Here is a 19,786-nt window from a genome sequence, read left to right as displayed (position 1 = left end):
TCCGGAATATTTGCCATGGCCCGGCCCGACGCCGACGAAGATCAGGAAAAGCCGCTCGACCCCCAGGTCGAAAAGATGCGCGGCAAGCTCGTCCGCTTCATGGCCATCAATCTCGGCCTGCTTTTCGTTGCCCTTATGGTGGTGATCGCGGCGATTGTCTACAAAGCCCGCAAGGCGCCCGCAGTGAACCCGCCGCTGGCCGGCGACATCCAGGTGCCCGCCGGCGAGCCGCTCAGCGGCGACATCGTGCTGCCGGTCGGCGCAAAAGTGGTCAGCCAGTCGCTGTCCGGCAACCGCATCTCGATTGATGCCGAGCTTGCCGATGGCAGCCGTGCGATCTTCATCTATGATATCGCCGGGCGCCGCCTGATCGGCCAGTTTGCAATTCGCAACAAATGACAAACAAGTTTGTCACAGAAATGACCAGAACTCAGCCATGAAAGGCTTCGGCGAACATCGTCGTGTCGCGACCGTGGCGCTCGTCGTCGCCAATTATGACGAGGCGATTGCCTGGTATGTCGAGCGGCTGGGCGTTCTGTTGCTCGACGATGTCGATCTCGGCGGCGGCAAGCGCTGGGTCACGGTGGCGCCGGCCAACGGGCAAGGCGCCAGGCTGCTTCTGGCCGAGGCGTCCGACGCGGCACAAAGCAATAGCATCGGCAACCAGACCGGCGGCCGGGTTTTCCTGTTCCTCGAAACCGACGACTTTGCCCGCGATCATGCGGCGATGCTGGAAAAGGGTGTCGAATTCCACGAGGCGCCGCGCTTCGAGCCGTATGGCACGGTGGCGGTTTTCGCCGATCTCCACGGCAATCTCTGGGACCTGATCGAGCCGAAACGGTAAAGCACGGACGTCTTTTCATTCGATGCGGCAAAGCAGCCAAACCCCAGTTGCTTTTTCCCAGCCGTCAGCCTATATCGCCGGTTCTTGAGCGCGCCCATCGTCTAGCGGTCAGGACACCGCCCTCTCACGGCGGGAACAGGGGTTCGATTCCCCTTGGGCGTACCAAGGATTTTCTGCCAGATGTGATGCTTGCGCTATACGGCATGTTGCAGCAAGTTGGCTGCATGAAACAGTTGGTTTTGCCGCTCCTCATTTCCGCGTCCGTGATTGCCCAGTGCGGGCCGTCGTTCTCCAAGGACAGGAAGATCACCGGCACCATTCGAGGTTTCGAATGTGGCGACAATTGCTATCTGACCATTGTCGACCGCAAGAAGGTGGAGCAAGTCGGCCTGTGTGTCGCGGCTGAGTGCGAAAGCTGGAACGAGCAAACCGCGATGCCGTCCCGCTACAAGGGAAAGCACGTGACCGTTACAGTCGGGCAAGGGCAGCAGGTCGATGACAGCGGCAACGTGATGGGAGAGATGATGTCCTTCACGAAGATCAGATTTCTCGACTAGCATCGGCGGCTATTCGTGACCACCTCGCGCTCAAAGCAGAAGTGGGCTAGCGCAGTGCCGGCCCCTTTTGCTCCAGACTGCTGCGTAGCAATCTGTCCGGCGTAACAACAGCTCGGTCTTTTCTTTCGACATTCTCGGATCACATTCAGCCAGGCACCCGCGTGGGTTGCGCTTGGCCGGGAGGGTTCGCGAAGCTCGCGAAAACCCGGCGCCGCGCATGCCCGAATACACCCAATTTAAGTCAGGTCGCGACGCTTGAAAGGGCAACAATTTCTGTTACTTGCGACGCGGGGATAGCTGCGTCAGCGCGGATTTTGGGTCGGGTAGAGTTGGAATGGCCTCAGTGAATACGATATGCCCGCGCTGCCATGGCGGCGGCAAGGTTTTCGATTGCTCCAGATGGAGCGCGTCGAAAGGGCATTGCTGCCCGCAAGGGACGCATCAGACCGGCTGCCCGGGCAGGACCATCGCGTGTAACGAGTGTGGCGGCGTTGGGATGCTGGCGGAAGCCGAGCTCAAGGCCGTCGCTTAGCTGTTGCTTCGGCCAGGACGCGACGCGGGCGGCTGTCGCGTTGCGGTCGTGTCCACCATCTCTTGAAAAGGGTTTTACGGGCAAGAGCGGTCTCACCGTCGTGCAATGATAGGACTCGCCGCTTCTGGCGCGGCGGGGCCGATTGCATTAGCATCAGGTCACGTATTTCGCGGCACCGCTCAAGCGGCACAGAGAATGCCGGGTGTCAGGCGGATCCAGACGGCAACCGATGCCGCGGGGAGAAGGCCAATGCAGAAGCTGCAATCGCAGGGCGTCCACCACATCACGCTGGTCGGCGCCGGGCGCCAGACCTCGATCGATTTCTGGGAAGGCGTGCTCGGCATGCCGTTCATCTTCGAGCAGCCTAACCTCGACAAGGCCAGCGAAAGCCATCTCTATTTCGATCCGGGCGACGGCCGGCTGATCACCGTCTTCACCGACGAGAGCCGCACGCCGCAGAAGCGGCGCACGCCGACCGATCCGGGCTGCGTCCACCACATCGCTTTTGCTGTGTCGCGCGTCACTTTCCTGCAGGCGGTCACCCGGCTCGACGAACGCGGCATCAAGCACAGCGGCGTCAAGGATCGTGGCTTCATGGATTCGATCTATTTCGAGGATCCGCTCGGCCTGCTGATCGAGCTCGCTTCCTACCGCTTCGAGCCGCCGGCGGGTTTCACCCATGCCGACGTGCTGATGGAGGCGCACAGGCTGCGTGTTGGGCGCGGCGACTACAACATTGCCGAGGCGCACCTTGCCGACGCAATCCAGGCCCTTGTCGAGCGATCCCGTGCAACCTTGTCGGGTGACCGGGCGCCGAAAAATCCATACTGACGGCCAACAAAACAGGAGGGAGGACCACAATGGCAAAGACAGTGACCAAGAGTGCGAAGAAGCCTGCGGCCAAGGCAGCTGCCAAGCCGGCAAGCAAGGCTGCAGCCAAGCCGGCGCCAAAGGCTGCCGCGAAGGCGTCGGCAAAGCCGGCGACCAAGATGTCCGCACCGAAGGCCAAGGCGAAATCGGCGAAAAAACCGGCGCTGAAGCTCAGCATGCTGAAGCCGAGCGTCAACAACATGACGGTGCGGGTGTTTGCCCGCGCGGCCGGGTTCGACGCCGCCGAGACCGACGCCTGGGGCAACACGCGCTCGCCCGAATATATGGCGCGCAACCCGGCGCATCTGACACCGATGATCGAGGATAAGGGGTTGCCCAGAGGCGTGCTTTGGGAAAGCTGTGCCATCATGCAATATCTCGCCAACAAGCACGGGCTGGAGAAATTCTATCCGAAGGCGCCGGCCAAGCGGGCGATGGTGGACAGCGCCATGTTCTACCTGATTGGCACGCTCTACCCTTATGTGGCGCGCGCCACCTATCCGGCGCTGGGTTTCCCGCACTATGCGGGCGAGGTCGGCCACAGCGACGCCCACCCGGACAAGAAGTCCGAAGCCCAGAAGGCCGCGATGGCGGCGATCGCCGAGCCGTTGGAAGTCTTCCACAGCTTCTTCAGAGACGGCAAGCCGTTCATCGGTGGTAAGCATCCGTCGATCGCCGATATCCGGCTGGCGGCGACGCTGGAGTTCCTCGCCGTCATCGACTACACGCTGCCCAAATGGGCGAAGGAGTATGTGGCGGCGATCGAGAAGAAACTCGGCAAGGCCTATGCCGAGCCGGCTGGCGATGTGCGCGGCTACATCGCCTATGTGCGGTCGCAGGCGAAGGCTCCAGCTTGAGGATTTGTTAACCAAAGCCCTGTCTACTGCCAGGAATTCGCCGCGCGACCACGGATGTACTGGCGCACTATCGGCGGAAGGAAAGGTCGGCTCAATGCCGGCCTTTTTGCTTTTTCGGGCCTGATGCCTCGACATCCCGCGACAGCGATCAGGCAACGCCGGAGCTTCAACTTTTTGCGCCGAGACATTGTCATCGCCAACCCTGGCTCTAACATCCATGCCAGAGATTCGGCATCGATTGCCGGCTGGTTGTGAGAACGAGGGCTTGCGATGAAAGGCGTTGCAAAACTGGTGATTGCGGGTGCGATCTCGGCGGGTGTTGTGTGCCCGTCCTATGCCGCGACGCTCGACACGATGGACGATGTCGGTACCGCGATCCAGGCATGCTGGACGCCGCCGGCGGACGCCGGGAAGTCCACCGTGACCCTGAGTTTCAGCTTCAAGCGCGACGGTTCGCTGATCGGTCCGCCGCGGCCGACCGACGTCAAGGTGGCCGGCGATGACAAGGCGCGCAAGGCGTTCATCGAAGCGGCCATCGCGGCCGTCAAGAACTGTACGCCTCTGACCCTTTCGCCGACGCTGGCGAAAGGCATTGGCGGCAACGTCTTCACGCTGCAATTGGTTTCTCCGAAGAACTAGCCGTTTTCTTCGTCAGCAGGCACCGCTCGATAAAGGCTTCCGTCAGACGGACATTCCTATAGCCGGCAGGTCAATGGCTTAGTCGCCGTGCTTCGGCGTGTCGCGCCAGGTCCGGTGTCTCGAAGACGTAGTCGCTCCAGGCCGATTCCGGGATTTGCCCGGCCAGATAGCATTCCAGCAACAGGCTTTGCTCTGGGTTGAGGGCCCTTGGCGCGCGCTCGTGATCCAGCCCAAGAGAATGAAAAAGATTTCTTGTCAATTCCGACACCGTGAAGTGGATCGACATCTGCGTTCTCCTCTGCCCTTCAACGCAGCAGTCACGCAAAGGTTTCAGCGGAAGGCGCTGGTAATACCGGACCCCGCTGAATCACCCATGCTTTGTATCCCGGATGAAAGGCAGCCGCGAACTGTCATCGTACGGCGTACAGCCTGATGTTGGGCCGGTCAGGAACAGAGGGGCCCTCACGGCGTTGTGATCGACATCAGCCAGGAGAAACGTGATGGCTACGTTCAGGGAAATGCGGGTTCTGGAGATCGTCGAAGACGGCTCCCTGACCACCGAACAGAAGATCGCTGAACTGCGTGAAATCGAATCCGAGGCGCGCGGGCTGCAGCGGGCCGCTTCGGAGAGCCCGATGGGCGACGATGACGGCTGGCAGGACGATTTGCGCCAGGTTCGCTTCGCGCTCGACAAGCTTGGGGCGAAGGAACCGAAGAAGGGCGCCGCATCGCTATAGGTCCTGCTCGCAGGCGGGAGGCTTGTTGAGCCGCTTTAATCGCAGACCATGCGAACCCGTTGGCCAGGCGCGCTTACGTTCCTGCATGCCAGTTGTTTCTCCGAATTCGAGGCTGCGGGAGACGGCTGCGAATGCCTCGTCTGGTGCCGTCTGTGCACAGCAGGCCGCATGACCCTGCGCTCGGAAAATTGTCCTGATGTCGAAAATTGTCCTGATGTCTGGGGCGGTCCAGGAAATGCGCCGTTGTCGACCTGCGGTTCGTAATCGACATTGGGCGGCGGCCGTTCCCAAAAGCGCCGGGCGTCGAGCCGCCGTGGGATCTCGACCGTGCCGTCATAGCTGCGGGAGCAGCCGCTGCCGAAAAGCAGCGCCACGCCCAGCAAGAAAGGCCCGATTCGTCCAATCATAAGCAACACCCCTGCACGGACTTATAACGCAGCCTTGGTCCGCACGACAACCTGACGGAATAACGCAGGAAGAACGGGTCGGTTGCGCCGTTAAGGTTAGCAGATCGTTAATGCTTCTCGGGCACATTCCGCCGACGAACCGCGGAGGGAGGGTTCGGCCTTGATTTTCGGGGTGGGGACAGCATGGCGGAAGCGGACGAAGCAATCGGCGCGCGCGGCAAGCGTGGGTCCGGCAAGGCAGCAGGGCATGGCGACGACGCATCGTCACGCCTCGCTGAATCCCATATTGCCGATATCGATCGCGCCGACGCGCTTCGCCAACTCGTAGAGGCGGGCTCGGATTGGACCTGGGAGACCGACGCCGAGCTGCGCTTTTCCTGGCTTTCACAAAACTACCAGGCTGCGACAGGCATCGATCCGGCTGACGTGCTTGGCCGGTTCCGCTTCGATTTCCTCAACCAGGTCCTGAAGGGTAACCCCAGCGCGGCAGCCCATCTCGAGGATCTGCAGGCGCGCCGGCCCTTCCGCGACTTCGTCTACGAACTGAAGGGAGGCGGCGCCGGCTGCCGCTGGGTGCTGACGTCAGGCTTCCCACGGTTTGATAGCGAAGGAAAGTTTGCCGGCTATCGCGGCATAGGCCGCAACGTCACCGCGTTGGCGAGCGCATTCGAGGAGATGGAGCCGAGGCTGCCGGCCGGCGGCGAGACCGCCGGGCATCTTGCCGATCTCGAGCGGACGATGGACGCCATGCACATGGGCGTCGTGCTTCTCGATGCCAAGCTCGACACACTGATCGTCAACGAGGCCTATCGCGACCTGTCGAGGATTCCGGACGGGGCTGTGACCGTCGGCGCTCCGTTCAGCCAGTTGATGGAACTCAACCGCCGTAATGGCATCTATGGCGACATCGACGAACAGCAGTGGCAGCGTTATCTCGCCACCCGGATCGAGGAGATTCGCACCGGTTCCGTCGCGCCGCGCGAATTTGTCCATGCCAACGGCAGGACGATGATGTTCTCGGTGACGGCGCTGTCTGGCGGCAAACGGTTACTGACCTACTATGAGGTCACCGAACTCAAGCGTCGCGATGCCGAGATCGAAAGCGCCAACGCCAAAATCGCCGAGACCTTCGTCAATCTCCGCACTATGGTTGATGAGATGCCGATCGGGGTTCTCGTCCTCGATGCCGATATGCGCGCCGAAGTGATCAATCGCGCCTTCTATGACTTCTGGAGGATCGATCCAGGCCGCGCCGGGATCGGCTCGGCTTTTCGCGAGCTGATGGAAGCCAGCCGGGCCATCGACCCTTACGGCGCCGATGAAATTGCCTGGCAACGTCACACCGCCGAGCGCGAAGCCGAAATCAGGGCCGGCGTCGCCGGTTCCAGGCAATTGCCACACAATGAAGGGCGCACGCTTGTCGCGTCGCTGGCGCCGCTACCCGGCGGCAAGCGGCTCATTTCCTATGTTGACGTCACCGACATGAAGGGCCGCGAGACCGAGGCACAGGATGCGCGCAAGCATCTGGCGAGCGTGCTGGAATCGCTGCCGGCCGGCGTCATCATCTACGACCGCGATGACAAGTTCGTCTTCGCCAACCGCAAGCTTCAGGACTCGCTGCCGGCGCTGAAGCCGGTCTGGCAGCCCGGCTGCACCTTCCGCGAGGCGCTGGAGTTTGGCCATGCGGTCGGCTATTTCCGCTCGTGTGGCGATCCCGAGCTCGACAAGCTTTACGACGTCGACACCGAACGCTGGGCCGACGGCGTGCTGGCTCGGTACCATCTGCCAAATTCTTCCTACGAGCGGCTCAATGCCGATGGGCGCTGGTACCAGGTCTATGACATGCGCACTGATGACGGCACGTTCATCGGCGTGCGTGTCGACATCACCGACATCAAGAGCCGCGAGGCGGCGCTGCGCGATTCAATGCGCCAGATTGACCTCTTCCGGCACGTCATGGACGAGTTGCCGGTGGCCGCCTTCATCAAGGCACAGGATTTGAGCATCGAATTCGTCAACAAGGCCTGGTGCGCGATTACAGGCCTCGCCAAGGGAGACGTCATCGGCCGCACCGACCGCGAGCTGTTCGGCACGCAAGACGCGGAAAGCTACAGCCATGACGACACCGAGGTCGTCGCAACCGGCAAGGGTCTCGAGGTCGAGGAGCCCGTCACCCATCGCGACGGCACGGTGCGGCAGTTGATGACGCGCAAGAGCCGCCTGGTGGCGATCGACGGATCGATGCACCTCGTCGGCTCCAGCACCGACATCACCGAAGTCAAGGCGCGCGAACGGGCGCTGGAAGAGAGCATGCGCGAGAACGAGGTGTTCCGCAGCCTGATCGACAACGTGCCGGTGTCGATCTACGCCAAGCGCTCCGATCTCAGGCAGTTCTATGTCAACAAGGGCTGGTGCGATCTGACCGGCCTCAGCAGGGAAGATGCAATCGGCAAGACCGACATCGAGATTTTCGGGGCGGACGGCGAGGCTTTCGTGGCCGGCGATCTGGCTGTGCTGCGCACCGGCGAAACGCAGGAGATCGAGGAAACCGTGACGCTTGCCGACGGCAGCGTTCGCCATCAGTTCGCGCGCAAAGGCGCGATGATCGCGTCGGACGGTTCGCTCTACCTGATCGGCTCGACCACCGACATCACCGAACTGAAGATGCGCGAGGCCGAACTGCGCGAGGCGCGCCAGCGCGCCATACTCGCCGACCGCGCCAAGTCGGAATTCCTCGCCAATATGAGCCACGAGATCCGCACGCCGATGAACGGCGTGCTGGGCATGGCCGAACTCCTCGCCAAATCCAATCTCGATCCGAAGCAGAAGACGTTTACCGATATCATCGTCAAATCGGGCAACGCGCTCTTGACCATCATCAACGACATCCTGGATTTCTCCAAGATCGATGCCGGCCAGTTGGTGCTCGACCCGGCGCCCTTCAATCTTGCCGAGGCGATCGAGGACGTGGCGACGCTGGTGTCGACACGCGCCAAGGAAAAGGACCTCGAGCTCATCGTGCGCATCGAGCCGAGGCTCGAGAGCCTGTTCATCGGCGATGTCGGCCGCATCAGGCAGATCGTTACCAACCTTGTCGGCAATGCGGTGAAATTCACCGACGAAGGCCATGTGCTGGTCGATGTGACCGGTGAGCGGGTGCCTGCCGGGACCAGGCTGACCATCTCGGTCACCGACACCGGAATAGGCATCCCCGAGGAAAAGCTGAAGCTGGTGTTCGAAAAATTCAGCCAGGTCGACACCTCCTCGACAAGGCGGCACGAGGGCACCGGGCTTGGCCTTGCCATCACCTCACGGCTGGTCGAACTGATGGGCGGCGACATTGGTGTCGAGAGCGCCGAGGGCAGGGGTTCGACCTTCTGGTTCACGGTGACGCTGCCCAGGGCCGAACAGCAGAACGGGCAGCGCATCATGCCGGTGGACGTGACGGGCGCACGCGTGCTGATCGTCGACGACAATGCGGTCAACCGGGCCATCCTGACCGAGCAGATGACGTCGTGGACGTTCGATTCCTGCGCCGCCGAAAGCGGCGCCGAGGGGCTGAAAGTGCTGATTGCCGCCGCGGCCTATGCGGTGCCCGTCGACTGCGTCGTGCTCGACTACCAGATGCCTGGCATGAGCGGCGCCGAAATGGCGCGCATCGTGCGCAACACCGCAGGCCTCGCCGACACACCGATCATCATGCTGACCTCGGTCGACCAGTCGCTTGCCAACACCAGCTACCGCGATCTCGGCATCGACGCTCAGCTGATCAAGCCGGCGCGCTCCTCCGTGCTCCTTGAAACGCTGGTCGCGACCATCCAGCGCCATCGCCACACCACGGGCGGCCATGCCCGGCCGCTCTCAGGCGAGGGGCTTGACGCTCCCCAGCGGCCGCCCTTGGCGCCCTCCGACCAGCGCGCGCAATTGCAGCCACCGCCGGTTCGTCCGAGGCTGCCCGCCACGGGCGGCGGTGGACACAGGCTGGATATTCTCGTGGCCGAGGACAATGAGGTGAACCAGATGGTGTTCACCCAGATCCTCGGCGAGACCGGCTATGGTTTCGAGATCGTCAGCAATGGCCGCAAGGCGCTCGACGCCTTCGGCAGGCTCAATCCGTGCATGATCCTGATGGACGTCTCGATGCCGGAGATGAGTGGGCTTGAGGCGACGGCCGCGATCCGTCGGCTGGAGCAGGAAACCGGCACGCATGTGCCGATCGTCGGCGTCACCGCGCATGCGCTCAAGGGCGATCGCGAACGGTGCCTGGAGGCGGGCATGGACGACTATCTGCCCAAGCCGATCAGCCCAAGGGCCCTGCTCGAGAAAGTCGAACTCTGGGTCGGCGCCGGCCGTCAGGTCCAGCGCAACGCGGGATAGTATCGCGTCGCCCGGTTCGCCGGATGCGAAGCGGAAGCTCGAGGGAATCAGGGTTCGCTACCCCTGCGTGCAATGACTATGGTGCGATCGCACCATATCAAAGGTCGTGTCCAGCCGGGACAATGGCAACATCGAATTCCGCCTTTGCAGTTACGGGCGGGAGCAGCGACCGCCATTATCGAACAGTGTCACCTACCCCAACGGACCTGTTTTTGGCGATGGCCCGGCCAGATATGCTCTGGCCTTGAGCAACGCACTCCCGTCCGGATTTTCTTCACCAGAGAAAGCCCCGTCGAATCCGGCGGTGGCTCCCGGCGGCGGATGGCTCAAGCCCCTGATTCCGGAGGCAAACTCGCATCAGGCCGCGATCGCCCCGTACCGCCGCGTTTCCCGGTGCCGGCGACGCGTTACCGGGGTGACACGAAACTGTCATGCGACTGTTATAATCGAAGGCTATTGGCCTCAGCGGGCGCTGGTTAGGAATGGCGCCGAGAGACCATCTTCCGAACAGGAGCAGGCCACATGAGACATTTCATCCGCTCGGCGGCCGTTGCGATTGCAATGGCTACAGCGTCTACCTTCACCCTTTCCGCAGCAATGGCAGCTGACCTTTCCGGCGCCGGCTCGACCTTCATCTACCCGGTGTTCGCCAAGTGGGCCGACACCTACAAGAAGGATACCGGCATCGGCCTCAACTACCAGTCGATCGGTTCCGGCGGCGGCATCAAGCAGGTCATCGCCAAGACCGTGACCTTCGGCGCCACCGACAAGCCGATGTCCGATGCCGATCTGGAAAAGAACGGCCTCGTGCAGTTCCCGATGGTGATGGGCGGCATCGTGCCGATCGTCAACCTGACCGGCGTCAAGCCGGGCGAACTCGTCCTCGACGGCAAGACGATTGCCCAGATCTATCTCGGCGCCATCACCACGTGGGACGATGCCGCGATCAAGGCGCTGAACCCCAACCTCACCCTGCCGTCGACCGCGATCGCCGTCGTGCATCGTTCGGACGGCTCGGGCACCACCTTCAACTTTACCAACTATCTGGTGAAGCTCTCCCCGGACTGGAAGGACAAGGTCGGCTCGGACACCGCCGTCGAATGGCCCACGGGCGTCGGCGCCAAGGGTAGCGAAGGCGTCGCCAACACCGTCAAGCAGACCGATGGCGGCATCGGCTACGTCGAGTATGCCTATGCCAAGCAGAACAACCTGTCCTACTCCAAGATGCTGAATGCCGCCGGCAAGGTCGTCGAGCCATCGCTCGAATCCTTCGGCGCGGCCGCTTCGAATGCCGACTTCAAGACTGCCAAGAACTTCAACGTCATCATCACCAACGAGCCCGGCGACGCCACCTGGCCGATCGCGGCTTCCACCTGGGTCCTCATCCACAAGGCTCCGGAAGATGCCGCTGCCACCGGCGAAGCGCTGAAGTTCTTTGCCTGGGCTTACAAGGACGGCAAGGAAACCGCCAAGGCGCTCGACTACGTCTCGATCCCCGACAGCGTCGTCGACCTGATCAAGGCTTCGTGGAAGACCGACATCCAGGCCGACGGCAAGCCCGTCTACGCCGGCGAGTAATATCCGTTGAAGGAGCGCCGCATTCGCGGCGCTCCTTTTCTCATCAATTTGAAAGAGCCGAGCTTGACATGAGCGCTGTCCAGGAAGCCTTGCCAGCCGTTAGAGGATCGCGCGATGCTATAGTTCGACGGTTCGCGCTCACCGACGCGATCTTCCACGGAATGACCCGGGCCGCCGCTATATTGGTGCTGGTCCTGCTCGGCGGTGTGGCGATTTCGCTGTTTGCCGGTTCTTGGCAAGCGCTGTCGACCTTCGGCTTCTCCTTCCTCACCAGCGAAAGCTGGAACCCGGTGACGGAGAAATTCGGTGCGCTGGCGCCGATCTACGGCACCATTGTCACCTCGGCAATCGCAATCCTGATCGCCGTGCCGCTCGGCATCGGCATCGCCATCTTCCTCACCGAGCTTTGCCCACGTCCGTTGCGCCGTCCGATCGGTATGGCCGTCGAACTGCTGGCCGGCATCCCGTCGATCATCTACGGCATCTGGGGCCTGTTCGTGCTGGCACCGTTCCTGCAGACGACGATACAGCCTTTCATCATCAGCGTGTTCCATGGCATTCCCGGCCTCAACAGCCTTTTTGCCGGTCCGCCCTACGGCATCGGCCTGCTGACCTCGTCGCTGATCCTTGCCATCATGGTGTTGCCCTTCATCACCTCGATCACCAAGGACGTCTTCGACACGGTGCCGCCGGTATTGAAAGAGTCAGCCTACGGCATTGGCTGCACGACCTGGGAAGTGACCCGCCGCGTTGTCATCCCCTACACCCGCATCGGCATCATGGGCGGCGTCATGCTGGGCCTCGGCCGCGCGCTCGGCGAAACCATGGCGGTGACCTTCGTCATCGGCAACGCGCATCGCATCTCGACCTCGCTGTTTGCGCCGGCAACGACGATCTCGGCCACGATCGCCAATGAATTCACTGAAGCTGTCGGCGACCTCTACACCTCCTCGCTGGTGGCGCTCGGCCTGATCCTGTTCGTCATCACCTTCCTGATCCTTGCCATCGCACGCTACATGCTGATGCGCATCGACGCCCGCACCGGAGCCTGAGCCGATGTCGACAGCCTCATCGCTTCACACCCGCCGCAAGACCAGAAACTCGGTGATGATGACGCTGTGCGTCGTCGCTGCGGGCATTGGGCTTGCCTGGCTGGCCCTGATCCTGGGCGCGCTGGTCTATAAAGGTGCAGCCGGCTTGTCGTTTGATGTCTTCACGCAAATGACGCCGCCCCCCGGCGACGCCGGCGGCCTGCTCAATGCCATTTATGGCAGCGTGGTGATGACGGTCATCGCCGTCATTGTCGGCACGCCGATCGGCGTGCTGGCCGGCACCTACATGGCCGAGTATGGCCGCTTCTCGAAGCTCACCACCGTGGTGCGTTTCATCAACGACATCCTGCTGTCGGCCCCGTCGATCATCATCGGCCTGTTCGTCTATGAATTGATGGTGCGGCCGATGGGGCATTTCTCGGCGATCGCCGGCGCTGTCGCGCTTGCCATCCTGGTTATCCCGGTCGTCGTGCGCACCACCGAGGACATGCTCAATCTGGTGCCCAACGCCCTGCGCGAAGCCGGCACCGCGATCGGCGCGCCGCGCTGGGTGGTCATCAAGTCGGTCGCTTACCGCGCCGCCCTTTCCGGCATCGTCACCGGCATATTGCTGTCGATCGCCCGTATCTCCGGCGAGACGGCACCATTGCTGTTCACGGCGCTCAACAACCAGTTCTGGTCGAGCAACCTCAACGCTCCGATGGCCAGCCTGCCGGTCACCATCTTCCAGTTCGCTCTCAGCCCCTACGAGGAATGGCAGCAACTGGCGTGGACCGGCGCACTCATCATCACATTGACGGTCCTCGCGCTCAGCATCGTTGCGCGCAGCCTGACCGGACGCAGAGAGGACAAATGAGCCAGATGTTGTCTCCAGACATGACGATCGCGACCGAGGCCGCCGCCAAGGTGAAGATCGAGGTCAAGAACCTCAATTTCTACTATGGCCAGTCGAAGGCGCTGAAGGACATCACACTGTCGCTGCCCGAGCGCAGCGTCACCGCCTTCATCGGACCGTCGGGCTGCGGGAAATCGACGCTGCTGCGCGTCTTCAACCGCATCTACGAGCTCTATCCCAAGCAGACCGCCGAGGGCCAGGTGCTGCTCGACGGCCAGAACGTTCTCGACCGCTCGCAGGACCTCAACCTGCTGCGCACGAAGATCGGCATGGTGTTCCAGAAGCCGACGCCGTTCCCGATGTCGATCTATGAGAACATCGCCTTTGGCGTCCGGCTCTATGAGAAGATCAGCAAGGCCGAGATGGACGGCCGTGTCGAGCAGGCGCTGAAGCGCGCAGCACTGTGGAACGAGGTCAAGGACAAGCTCAACGCCAGCGGTCTCAGCCTATCGGGCGGCCAGCAGCAGCGGCTTTGCATCGCCCGCACCGTGGCGGTGAAGCCCGAAGTCATTCTGCTCGATGAGCCGGCCTCGGCGCTCGATCCTCTGTCAACCGCCAAGATCGAAGAGCTGATCGACGAGTTGCAAGCCGACTACACGATCGTCATCGTCACCCACAACATGCAGCAGGCGGCGCGCGTCTCGAAGCAGACGGCGTTCATGTATCTGGGCGAGCTGGTCGAGTTCGACAAGACCGAGAAGATCTTCACGTCGCCCCGCGAGAAGCGCACCCAGGACTACATCACCGGCCGCTTCGGCTGATCGCACGCATACGAGGACCAGGATCATGGCCGAACATACAGTCGCAGCCTTCGATGAGGAGCTCGGACAAATCAGCAGGCTGATCAGCGACATGGGCGATCTCGCCGGTTCGATGGTCGGCGGCGCCACCAAGGCGCTGCTGAACTCCGACAATGCTCTCGCCCAGCGCGTCGTCTCCGATGACGCGATCATGGATGCCCGCCAGCGCGAACTCGACGACCGCGCCATCACGCTGATCGCCAAGCGCCAGCCGATGGCCGACGATCTGCGCCATGTCGTCGGTTCGATCCGCATGGCCGGCGACCTCGAACGCATCGGCGACCTTGCCAAGAACATCGCCAAGCGCGTCGGCACCGTCGGTCTCAGCGCCACGCCGCGCGACCTGTCGCACTCCATCGATGCCATGGCGCAGCTGGTCCTGATCCAGGTGCAGGGCGTGGTCGAGGAGTATGCGGCGGGTGATGCCGCGGCACTCGCCAAGCTGAGGAATGACGACGAGCGCATCGACGTCAAATACACCTCGGTGTTCCGCGAACTGTTGACCTACATGATGGAAGACCCGCGCAACATCACCGCCTGCACGCATCTTTTGTTCTGCGCCAAGAATCTCGAGCGCATCGGCGACCATGTGACCAACATCGCCGAAAATGCGTATTATGTGCTGACCGGCACGCAGCTGCCCGCCAATCGCCCGAAGCAGGACGAGACCGCAATGTCGGCGCCGGCAGCATAACAGGGTGACAAGCCGATGATCGCGCCACGCATCATGGTGGTGGAGGACGAGGAGCCGCTAGGCGTGCTCCTCCGCTACAATCTGGAATCGGAAGGTTACCAGGTCGAGGTGGTGACGCGCGGCGACGAAGCCGAAATCCGACTGCAGGAAAACGTCCCTGACCTTCTGGTGCTCGACTGGATGGTGCCGGCGGTGTCGGGCATCGAGCTTTGTCGTCGGCTAAGAATGCGGCCCGAGACCGAGCGGCTGCCGATCATCATGCTGACGGCGCGCGGCGAGGAAAGCGACCGCGTGCGCGGCCTCTCGACCGGTGCCGATGATTATCTGGTCAAGCCGTTCTCGACGCCGGAATTCATGGCCCGCATCAAGGCGCTGCTGCGCCGCGCCAAGCCGGAAGTGCTGTCCAGCGTGCTCAAGGTCGGTGACATCGTGCTCGACCGTGAATCGCACCGGGTCTATCGCAAGAAAAGCGAGATCCGGCTCGGGCCAACCGAATTCCGCCTGCTCGAATTCATGATGCGCCATCCCGGCCGCGTGTTCTCGCGCAGCCAGCTGCTCGACAATGTCTGGGGCGAGACGATCTACATCGACGAGCGTACGGTGGACGTGCATGTCGGCCGCCTCCGCAAGGCGGTCAACAATGGCCGCATGCCGGATGTGATCCGCACCATTCGTGGGGCGGGTTACGCGATCAGGGAAGATTAGGGATATGCTGATATTCAGGTGATGCCGGCCTGCGAATGGCGGTTTCCTGCGCTTCCACGTTCTACTGCGTCGCAGTAGAACGGTACTCACGGACCCAAATGTCCGCTGCGTTCCGGTTCTCGGAACCCACCATTCTCGACTCGGCCTGACCTGAATCTCAACATATCCCAGCGCGGTGCTCACGCCACGTTCTTACCCGCGCCCCCCGCTCTGGCCTGCGCGCCCGGCGCGAAAATCTCCTGGTCGACGAAGGTCAGTGCACGCATGGCGCAGCCTTCGCGGATCAGGGGGAGTTCGTTCGGCTCGGTGTCGAAGGAAATCGATTTCGAGTGCTGGCCGCCGGCGGTCTGGGCGATGGCCTCACGCAATGCCGGCTCGATCAGGTCGAAGGCGGCGGCGCTGACGCCGACCATGGCGACGGGGGCGGGGTCGATCAGGGCGAACAGGCTGCCGAGGCCGTAGCCTAGCGCCTCGCCCGCCTTGCGGTAGGCTTCGCGTTCCGGCCCGTCCCGCTCCCGCGCCGTGGCGGCAAGGGCCCGCATCTGCGCGTCGCTGACGTCTGCCACCGGCTCGGAGTCCTCGCCGAGCTGTTTTGCATTGCGCCAGATGGCATAGTTGCCGGCATAGGCCTCGACGCAACCGCGGCGTCCGCAGCGGCAGAGCGCGCCGTTCGGCCGATGGATCATGTGGCCGAACTCGCCGCCCGACGAATGGGTGCCGGTGAACAGCTCGCCCTTCAGCACCAGGCCCATGCCGATGCCGTGCGAAAGCAGGATGGCGATGAAGTCGTCGCGGTAGCGCTCGGGATCGCGCCAGCGCAGCGCCACCGCCATCATGTTGCAGTCGTTTTCCATGGTAGCGGGGATGCCGAACTCGGCTTCGAGTATGTCGGCGAAGGCGATGTCGGTCTGCGGCGTGATCGGCGACCAGAGCATCGCCCGGGCATCGGTGTCGGTGATGCCCTGGATCGCCAGCGCGATGCGGGCGACGCTGCGGACATCGATGTCGGGATCCTCGAGGCGCCGCCGCACGATGGCCACACATTCGCCGATCAGCGCCTCGCGCGACATAGTCAGCGTGTCCAGCCGGCGCTGCTCCTCCGATATCACCTGGCCGGCATAATCGATGACGGCGACGGAGAGGAAATTCAGCGACAGCACCACGGTCATGACGGCCGCGGCCTCCGGGTTGAGGCCGAGGCCGACCTGCGGCCTGCCGCGTTTGAGCGCGCCGGCCTCGCTCGGTTTGCCTTCGGCCAGGATGCCTTCACTGATCAGATCGGAGGAAATCGCAGATATGGTCGAGTGGCTGAGGCCAGTGGTCGCGGCGATCTCGGTGCGCGAGGGCCGACCGGCCAGGCGCACGGCCGCAATCACCATCGCGCGGTTGCGCCGGCGCAGATCGTCGTGGCGGATTCCGACCGACATGCTTTCTCACATCCTCCCGGTCGCCGCGGTTCTTCCGGCCCCTCGAACACAGCCGACGACACGGTCAAATACTGGCAGAAGCGGCCCGTCCTGTCATTTATTTATTCCGAGGCTCGAAAAAAATTCGCGGGGACATCAAAATCCATCAGAATCGATGTTGACAGCGTTCCGGTGTTGGACCAGTGTTTTTTCGAGGCTCGAAAAAATAGAGCCTTTGTGCCGGCCTTCGGGCCAGTTTGGTCGCGCCATACGCGGCGCAGGGAGGATACAATGAAGAGATTCACAGCCGCCATCCTGGCGGGTGTCGCCATGTCGCTGACGCTTGCGTCGGTCGCGCAGGCGAAGGACAAGGTTGTCGGCGTTTCGTGGTCCAACTTCCAGGAAGAGCGCTGGAAGACCGATGAAGCCGCCATCAAGGCCGCACTGGAAGCATCTGGCGACAAGTACATCTCCGCCGACGCGCAGTCCAATCCCGGCAAGCAGCTCACCGATGTCGAAAGCCTGATCTCGCAGGGCGCCAATTCGCTGATTATCCTGGCGCAGGACGCCTCGGCGATCGGCCCGGCGGTCCAGAAGGCGCTGGACGAAGGCATTCCTGTCGTCGGCTATGACCGCCTGATCGAGAACAAGGATGTCTTCTACCTGACCTTCGACAACAAGGAAGTCGGCCGCTTGCAGGCGAGCGCTGTGTTCAAGGCCAAGCCGGAAGGCAACTATGTCTTCATCAAGGGCTCGGGCTCCGATCCGAACGCAGATTTCCTGTTCTCGGGCTCGATGGAAGTGCTCAAGGCGGCCATCGACAGCGGCAAGATCAAGAATGTCGGTGAGGCCTATACGGACGGCTGGCTGCCCGCCAACGCCCAGAAGAACATGGAACAGTTCCTGACCGCCAACGACAACAAGGTCGATGCCGTGGTCGCGGCCAATGACGGCACCGCCGGCGGCGTTGTCGCGGCGCTGACGGCGCAAGGTCTCGCCGGCACCGTGCCGGTCTCGGGCCAGGATGGCGACCATGCCGCCCTGAACCGCATCGCGCTCGGCACCCAGACCGTGTCGGTGTGGAAGGACGCGCGCGAACTCGGCAAGAATGCCGCCGAGATCGCCTCGCAACTGGCCGACGGCAAGAAGATGACCGACATTGCCGGCGCGAAGGACTTCACGACGCCTGGCGGCAACACCGTCAAGTCGCTGTTCCTGACCCCGGTCGCCATCACCAAGGACAATCTCAAGGTCGTCATCGACGCCGGCTGGATCAAGAAGGACGAAGTCTGCGCGGGCGTCGCCGCCGGCAGCGTCGCGGCCTGCAACTAAACTTGACCGCCTGAAAAGATAAAAACGCCGCGGCCCCAAGCCGCGGCGTTTTCTCAAAAAGATTTGTGTTTCCGCCTCTGGCGGATAGCTTCTAGGCTGGTTTCGGCATCCGCGTCAGACGCCCAGCCGGTGGGAGGAAATCATGACCGATACGACGTCCAACCCGCAGGCCGATACCGCGCGTGCGTCGGAACTCGGCGCGCTGGCGCGGTTCCTGAAAGCAACCGAGATCGATACCCGCATGCTTGGCATGGTCGGCGCGCTGCTGATCATCTGGATCGGGCTGCATATCATTTCCAGCCTGCGTCTCGGCGTCAATCCGCTCGATTTCGACAGCCGCACCTTTCTCACGCCGCGCAATCTGTGGAACCTGTCGGTGCAGACCTCCGCCGTCGCCATCATGGCCTGTGGCATGGTGCTGGTCATCGTCATGCGCAACATCGACCTGTCCGTCGGCTCCGCCGAAGGCGTGATCGGCATGGTCATGGGCTTTGCGCAAGTGCATTTCCTGGTGCGGTTTGTCGGGCTCGAACTTGGCAATCCTTGGATCTGGGTCCTGGCCCTGGTCATCGGCCTCGCGCTCGGCTTGCTGATTGGTGCCTTCCAGGGTTTCATCATCGCCTATCTCGAAGTGCCGGCTTTCATCGTCACACTGGGTGGGTTGCTGATCTGGCGCGGTGCCGCCTGGTGGGTCACCTCGGGCCAGACCGTGGCGCCGCTCGATGCCACCTTCCAGCTGATGGGCGGCGGGCCGGCAGGATCGATCGGGGCAAAATGGAGCTGGGTCGTCGGCATCGTCGCTTGCCTGGCGGTGGTGTTTGCGCTGTTCAACGGACGCGTGCAGCGCAAGCGTTTCCGCTTTCCCCTGCGGCCGATCTGGGCGGAGACGCTGCTCGGCGTGGTCACCTGCGCCGTTATTTTGGGAGCCGTCTGGCTCGCCAATTCCTATCCTTGGCCGATCGGCATCGTGAACCGCTATGCGGCGGCCAACAACATCACCGTGCCCGCGGGCGGCCTGTTCATCGCGCACGGCATCGCCATACCGGTATTGATGGCGATCGCGGTCGGCCTGATCATGACCTTCGTCACCAACCGTACCCGTTTCGGCCGCTATGTCTTTGCCATCGGCGGCAATCCTGAAGCCGCCAATCTCGCCGGCATCAACACGCGCTGGATCACCATGAAGGTGTTCATGATCATGGGTGTGCTGGCCACGATCGCCGCCGCGATCTCGTCCGCCCGGCAGAATTCGTCGACCAATGTGCTTGGCACATTGGATGAGTTGCTTGTGATTGCCGCCGCCGTCATCGGCGGCACGTCGCTGGCCGGCGGCTCGGGAACGATCATCGGCGCCATGCTCGGCGCGCTTTTGATGCAGTCACTGCAGTCCGGCATGGTGCTGCTTGGCGTCGACTCGCCGCTGCAAAGCATCGTCGTCGGCGCCGTTCTGGTCATCGCGGTGTGGCTCGACACCGTCTATCGCAAGCGCGTCTAGGGAAGGAGA

The 19,786-nt window shown here is 62.6% G+C and carries 18 protein-coding genes and 1 tRNA gene; 17 read left to right on the top strand and 2 right to left on the bottom strand.

Annotated features, from left to right (window positions below; translation table 11 throughout):
* The first annotated feature begins 15 nt into the window (after positions 1-15).
* The 7 genes from A3A9_RS0112595 (at position 16) to A3A9_RS0112565 (ending at position 4,299) form a co-directional block, all read left to right on the top strand.
* Positions 16-399, top strand: coding sequence for a hypothetical protein (locus A3A9_RS0112595; protein WP_027059106.1), 384 nt, complete (start codon positions 16-18; stop codon positions 397-399).
* A 37-nt stretch (positions 400-436) separates the two neighbouring features.
* Positions 437-844: a VOC family protein gene (locus A3A9_RS0112590; protein WP_027059105.1), complete on the top strand. Its 408-nt coding sequence runs from the start codon at positions 437-439 to the stop codon at positions 842-844.
* A 90-nt stretch (positions 845-934) separates the two neighbouring features.
* A tRNA-Glu gene (locus tag A3A9_RS0112585) sits at positions 935-1,009 on the top strand.
* Between the two features lie 20 nt (positions 1,010-1,029).
* Positions 1,030-1,401 (top strand): hypothetical protein, encoded by a 372-nt coding sequence (locus tag A3A9_RS0112580; protein WP_033838520.1) that lies wholly within the window; start codon positions 1,030-1,032, stop codon positions 1,399-1,401.
* A 781-nt stretch (positions 1,402-2,182) separates the two neighbouring features.
* Positions 2,183-2,764, top strand: coding sequence for a VOC family protein (locus A3A9_RS0112575; protein WP_027059103.1), 582 nt, complete (start codon positions 2,183-2,185; stop codon positions 2,762-2,764).
* A 29-nt stretch (positions 2,765-2,793) separates the two neighbouring features.
* On the top strand, positions 2,794-3,660 hold the full coding sequence (locus tag A3A9_RS0112570; protein WP_027059102.1) for a glutathione S-transferase family protein: 867 nt from the start codon (positions 2,794-2,796) through the stop codon (positions 3,658-3,660).
* A gap of 270 nt (positions 3,661-3,930) precedes the next feature.
* Entirely contained in the window at positions 3,931-4,299 is a 369-nt protein-coding gene (locus A3A9_RS0112565; RefSeq protein ID WP_027059101.1) for a hypothetical protein, read from the top strand.
* Between the two features lie 70 nt (positions 4,300-4,369).
* Here A3A9_RS0112565 and A3A9_RS42510 read toward each other — a convergent pair whose 3' ends face one another.
* The gene (locus tag A3A9_RS42510; protein WP_082222035.1) at positions 4,370-4,585 is read right to left on the bottom strand and encodes a hypothetical protein; all 216 of its coding nucleotides are present in this window, start codon (positions 4,583-4,585) and stop codon (positions 4,370-4,372) included.
* 214 nt (positions 4,586-4,799) lie between these two features.
* On the opposite strand from A3A9_RS42510, the gene A3A9_RS0112560 reads away from it, so the two are divergent.
* The 8 genes from A3A9_RS0112560 to phoB all read left to right on the top strand — a co-directional run bounded on the left by A3A9_RS0112560 (position 4,800) and on the right by phoB (position 15,544).
* On the top strand, positions 4,800-5,036 hold the full coding sequence (locus A3A9_RS0112560; RefSeq protein WP_027059100.1) for a hypothetical protein: 237 nt from the start codon (positions 4,800-4,802) through the stop codon (positions 5,034-5,036).
* A 590-nt stretch (positions 5,037-5,626) separates the two neighbouring features.
* Positions 5,627-9,820 carry a PAS domain-containing protein gene (locus A3A9_RS0112555; RefSeq protein ID WP_027059099.1) on the top strand — a complete coding sequence of 1,398 codons (4,194 nt, stop codon included), beginning with the start codon at positions 5,627-5,629 and terminating at the stop codon, positions 9,818-9,820.
* Between the two features lie 522 nt (positions 9,821-10,342).
* Positions 10,343-11,398, top strand: a complete 1,056-nt coding sequence (gene pstS, locus A3A9_RS0112550) for a phosphate ABC transporter substrate-binding protein PstS (RefSeq protein ID WP_027059098.1) — start codon at positions 10,343-10,345, stop codon at positions 11,396-11,398.
* Positions 11,399-11,466: 68 nt separating this feature from the next.
* Positions 11,467-12,450 carry a phosphate ABC transporter permease subunit PstC gene (gene pstC / locus A3A9_RS0112545; protein WP_027031452.1) on the top strand — a complete coding sequence of 328 codons (984 nt, stop codon included), beginning with the start codon at positions 11,467-11,469 and terminating at the stop codon, positions 12,448-12,450.
* A 4-nt stretch (positions 12,451-12,454) separates the two neighbouring features.
* Entirely contained in the window at positions 12,455-13,306 is an 852-nt protein-coding gene (pstA, locus tag A3A9_RS0112540) for a phosphate ABC transporter permease PstA (protein ID WP_027059097.1), read from the top strand.
* Positions 13,303-14,106, top strand: coding sequence for a phosphate ABC transporter ATP-binding protein PstB (pstB, locus tag A3A9_RS0112535; protein ID WP_027031450.1), 804 nt, complete (start codon positions 13,303-13,305; stop codon positions 14,104-14,106). Before pstA ends, pstB begins: the two co-directional genes overlap by 4 nt.
* Before the next feature lie 25 nt (positions 14,107-14,131).
* On the top strand, positions 14,132-14,839 hold the full coding sequence (gene phoU / locus A3A9_RS0112530) for a phosphate signaling complex protein PhoU (protein ID WP_027059096.1): 708 nt from the start codon (positions 14,132-14,134) through the stop codon (positions 14,837-14,839).
* Positions 14,840-14,854: 15 nt separating this feature from the next.
* Complete coding sequence (gene phoB / locus A3A9_RS0112525) at positions 14,855-15,544, top strand: phosphate regulon transcriptional regulator PhoB (RefSeq protein ID WP_006328038.1); 690 nt, start codon at positions 14,855-14,857, stop codon at positions 15,542-15,544.
* Between the two features lie 179 nt (positions 15,545-15,723).
* Here phoB and A3A9_RS0112520 read toward each other — a convergent pair whose 3' ends face one another.
* A complete protein-coding gene (locus tag A3A9_RS0112520; RefSeq protein ID WP_027059095.1) occupies positions 15,724-16,971 on the bottom strand; it encodes an ROK family protein in 1,248 nt (415 codons plus the stop codon).
* 270 nt (positions 16,972-17,241) lie between these two features.
* On the opposite strand from A3A9_RS0112520, the gene xylF reads away from it, so the two are divergent.
* Both xylF and A3A9_RS0112510 read left to right on the top strand, forming a co-directional pair.
* Entirely contained in the window at positions 17,242-18,282 is a 1,041-nt protein-coding gene (gene xylF, locus A3A9_RS0112515; protein ID WP_027059094.1) for a D-xylose ABC transporter substrate-binding protein, read from the top strand.
* 142 nt (positions 18,283-18,424) lie between these two features.
* Positions 18,425-19,777: a sugar ABC transporter permease gene (locus tag A3A9_RS0112510; RefSeq protein WP_027059093.1), complete on the top strand. Its 1,353-nt coding sequence runs from the start codon at positions 18,425-18,427 to the stop codon at positions 19,775-19,777.
* Positions 19,778-19,786 lie beyond the last annotated feature (9 nt).

This window comes from Mesorhizobium loti CJ3sym (assembly GCF_000472785.1).
Classification (GTDB): domain Bacteria; phylum Pseudomonadota; class Alphaproteobacteria; order Rhizobiales; family Rhizobiaceae; genus Mesorhizobium; species Mesorhizobium loti_E.
Note: the sequence above shows the minus strand (reverse complement) of the source record. Positions and strands in the feature narration are given on the sequence as shown.

What these genes read in the sequence shown, in the direction of transcription:
- A3A9_RS0112575 (WP_027059103.1), top strand. Translation starts at nt 2,183, where the DNA reads ATGCAGAAGCTGCAATCGCAGGGCGTCCACCACATCACGCTGGTCGGC.
- A3A9_RS0112590 (WP_027059105.1), top strand. Translation starts at nt 437, where the DNA reads ATGAAAGGCTTCGGCGAACATCGTCGTGTCGCGACCGTGGCGCTCGTC.
- A3A9_RS0112555 (WP_027059099.1), top strand. Translation starts at nt 5,627, where the DNA reads ATGGCGGAAGCGGACGAAGCAATCGGCGCGCGCGGCAAGCGTGGGTCC.
- pstB (WP_027031450.1), top strand. Translation starts at nt 13,303, where the DNA reads ATGAGCCAGATGTTGTCTCCAGACATGACGATCGCGACCGAGGCCGCC.
- A3A9_RS0112560 (WP_027059100.1), top strand. Translation starts at nt 4,800, where the DNA reads ATGGCTACGTTCAGGGAAATGCGGGTTCTGGAGATCGTCGAAGACGGC.
- phoB (WP_006328038.1), top strand. Translation starts at nt 14,855, where the DNA reads ATGATCGCGCCACGCATCATGGTGGTGGAGGACGAGGAGCCGCTAGGC.
- A3A9_RS0112580 (WP_033838520.1), top strand. Translation starts at nt 1,030, where the DNA reads ATGCTTGCGCTATACGGCATGTTGCAGCAAGTTGGCTGCATGAAACAG.
- A3A9_RS0112595 (WP_027059106.1), top strand. Translation starts at nt 16, where the DNA reads ATGGCCCGGCCCGACGCCGACGAAGATCAGGAAAAGCCGCTCGACCCC.
- pstS (WP_027059098.1), top strand. Translation starts at nt 10,343, where the DNA reads ATGAGACATTTCATCCGCTCGGCGGCCGTTGCGATTGCAATGGCTACA.
- A3A9_RS0112510 (WP_027059093.1), top strand. Translation starts at nt 18,425, where the DNA reads ATGACCGATACGACGTCCAACCCGCAGGCCGATACCGCGCGTGCGTCG.
- A3A9_RS42510 (WP_082222035.1), bottom strand. Translation starts at nt 4,585, where the DNA reads ATGTCGATCCACTTCACGGTGTCGGAATTGACAAGAAATCTTTTTCAT.
- A3A9_RS0112520 (WP_027059095.1), bottom strand. Translation starts at nt 16,971, where the DNA reads ATGTCGGTCGGAATCCGCCACGACGATCTGCGCCGGCGCAACCGCGCG.
- A3A9_RS0112565 (WP_027059101.1), top strand. Translation starts at nt 3,931, where the DNA reads ATGAAAGGCGTTGCAAAACTGGTGATTGCGGGTGCGATCTCGGCGGGT.
- A3A9_RS0112570 (WP_027059102.1), top strand. Translation starts at nt 2,794, where the DNA reads ATGGCAAAGACAGTGACCAAGAGTGCGAAGAAGCCTGCGGCCAAGGCA.
- pstA (WP_027059097.1), top strand. Translation starts at nt 12,455, where the DNA reads ATGTCGACAGCCTCATCGCTTCACACCCGCCGCAAGACCAGAAACTCG.
- xylF (WP_027059094.1), top strand. Translation starts at nt 17,242, where the DNA reads ATGAAGAGATTCACAGCCGCCATCCTGGCGGGTGTCGCCATGTCGCTG.
- phoU (WP_027059096.1), top strand. Translation starts at nt 14,132, where the DNA reads ATGGCCGAACATACAGTCGCAGCCTTCGATGAGGAGCTCGGACAAATC.
- pstC (WP_027031452.1), top strand. Translation starts at nt 11,467, where the DNA reads ATGAGCGCTGTCCAGGAAGCCTTGCCAGCCGTTAGAGGATCGCGCGAT.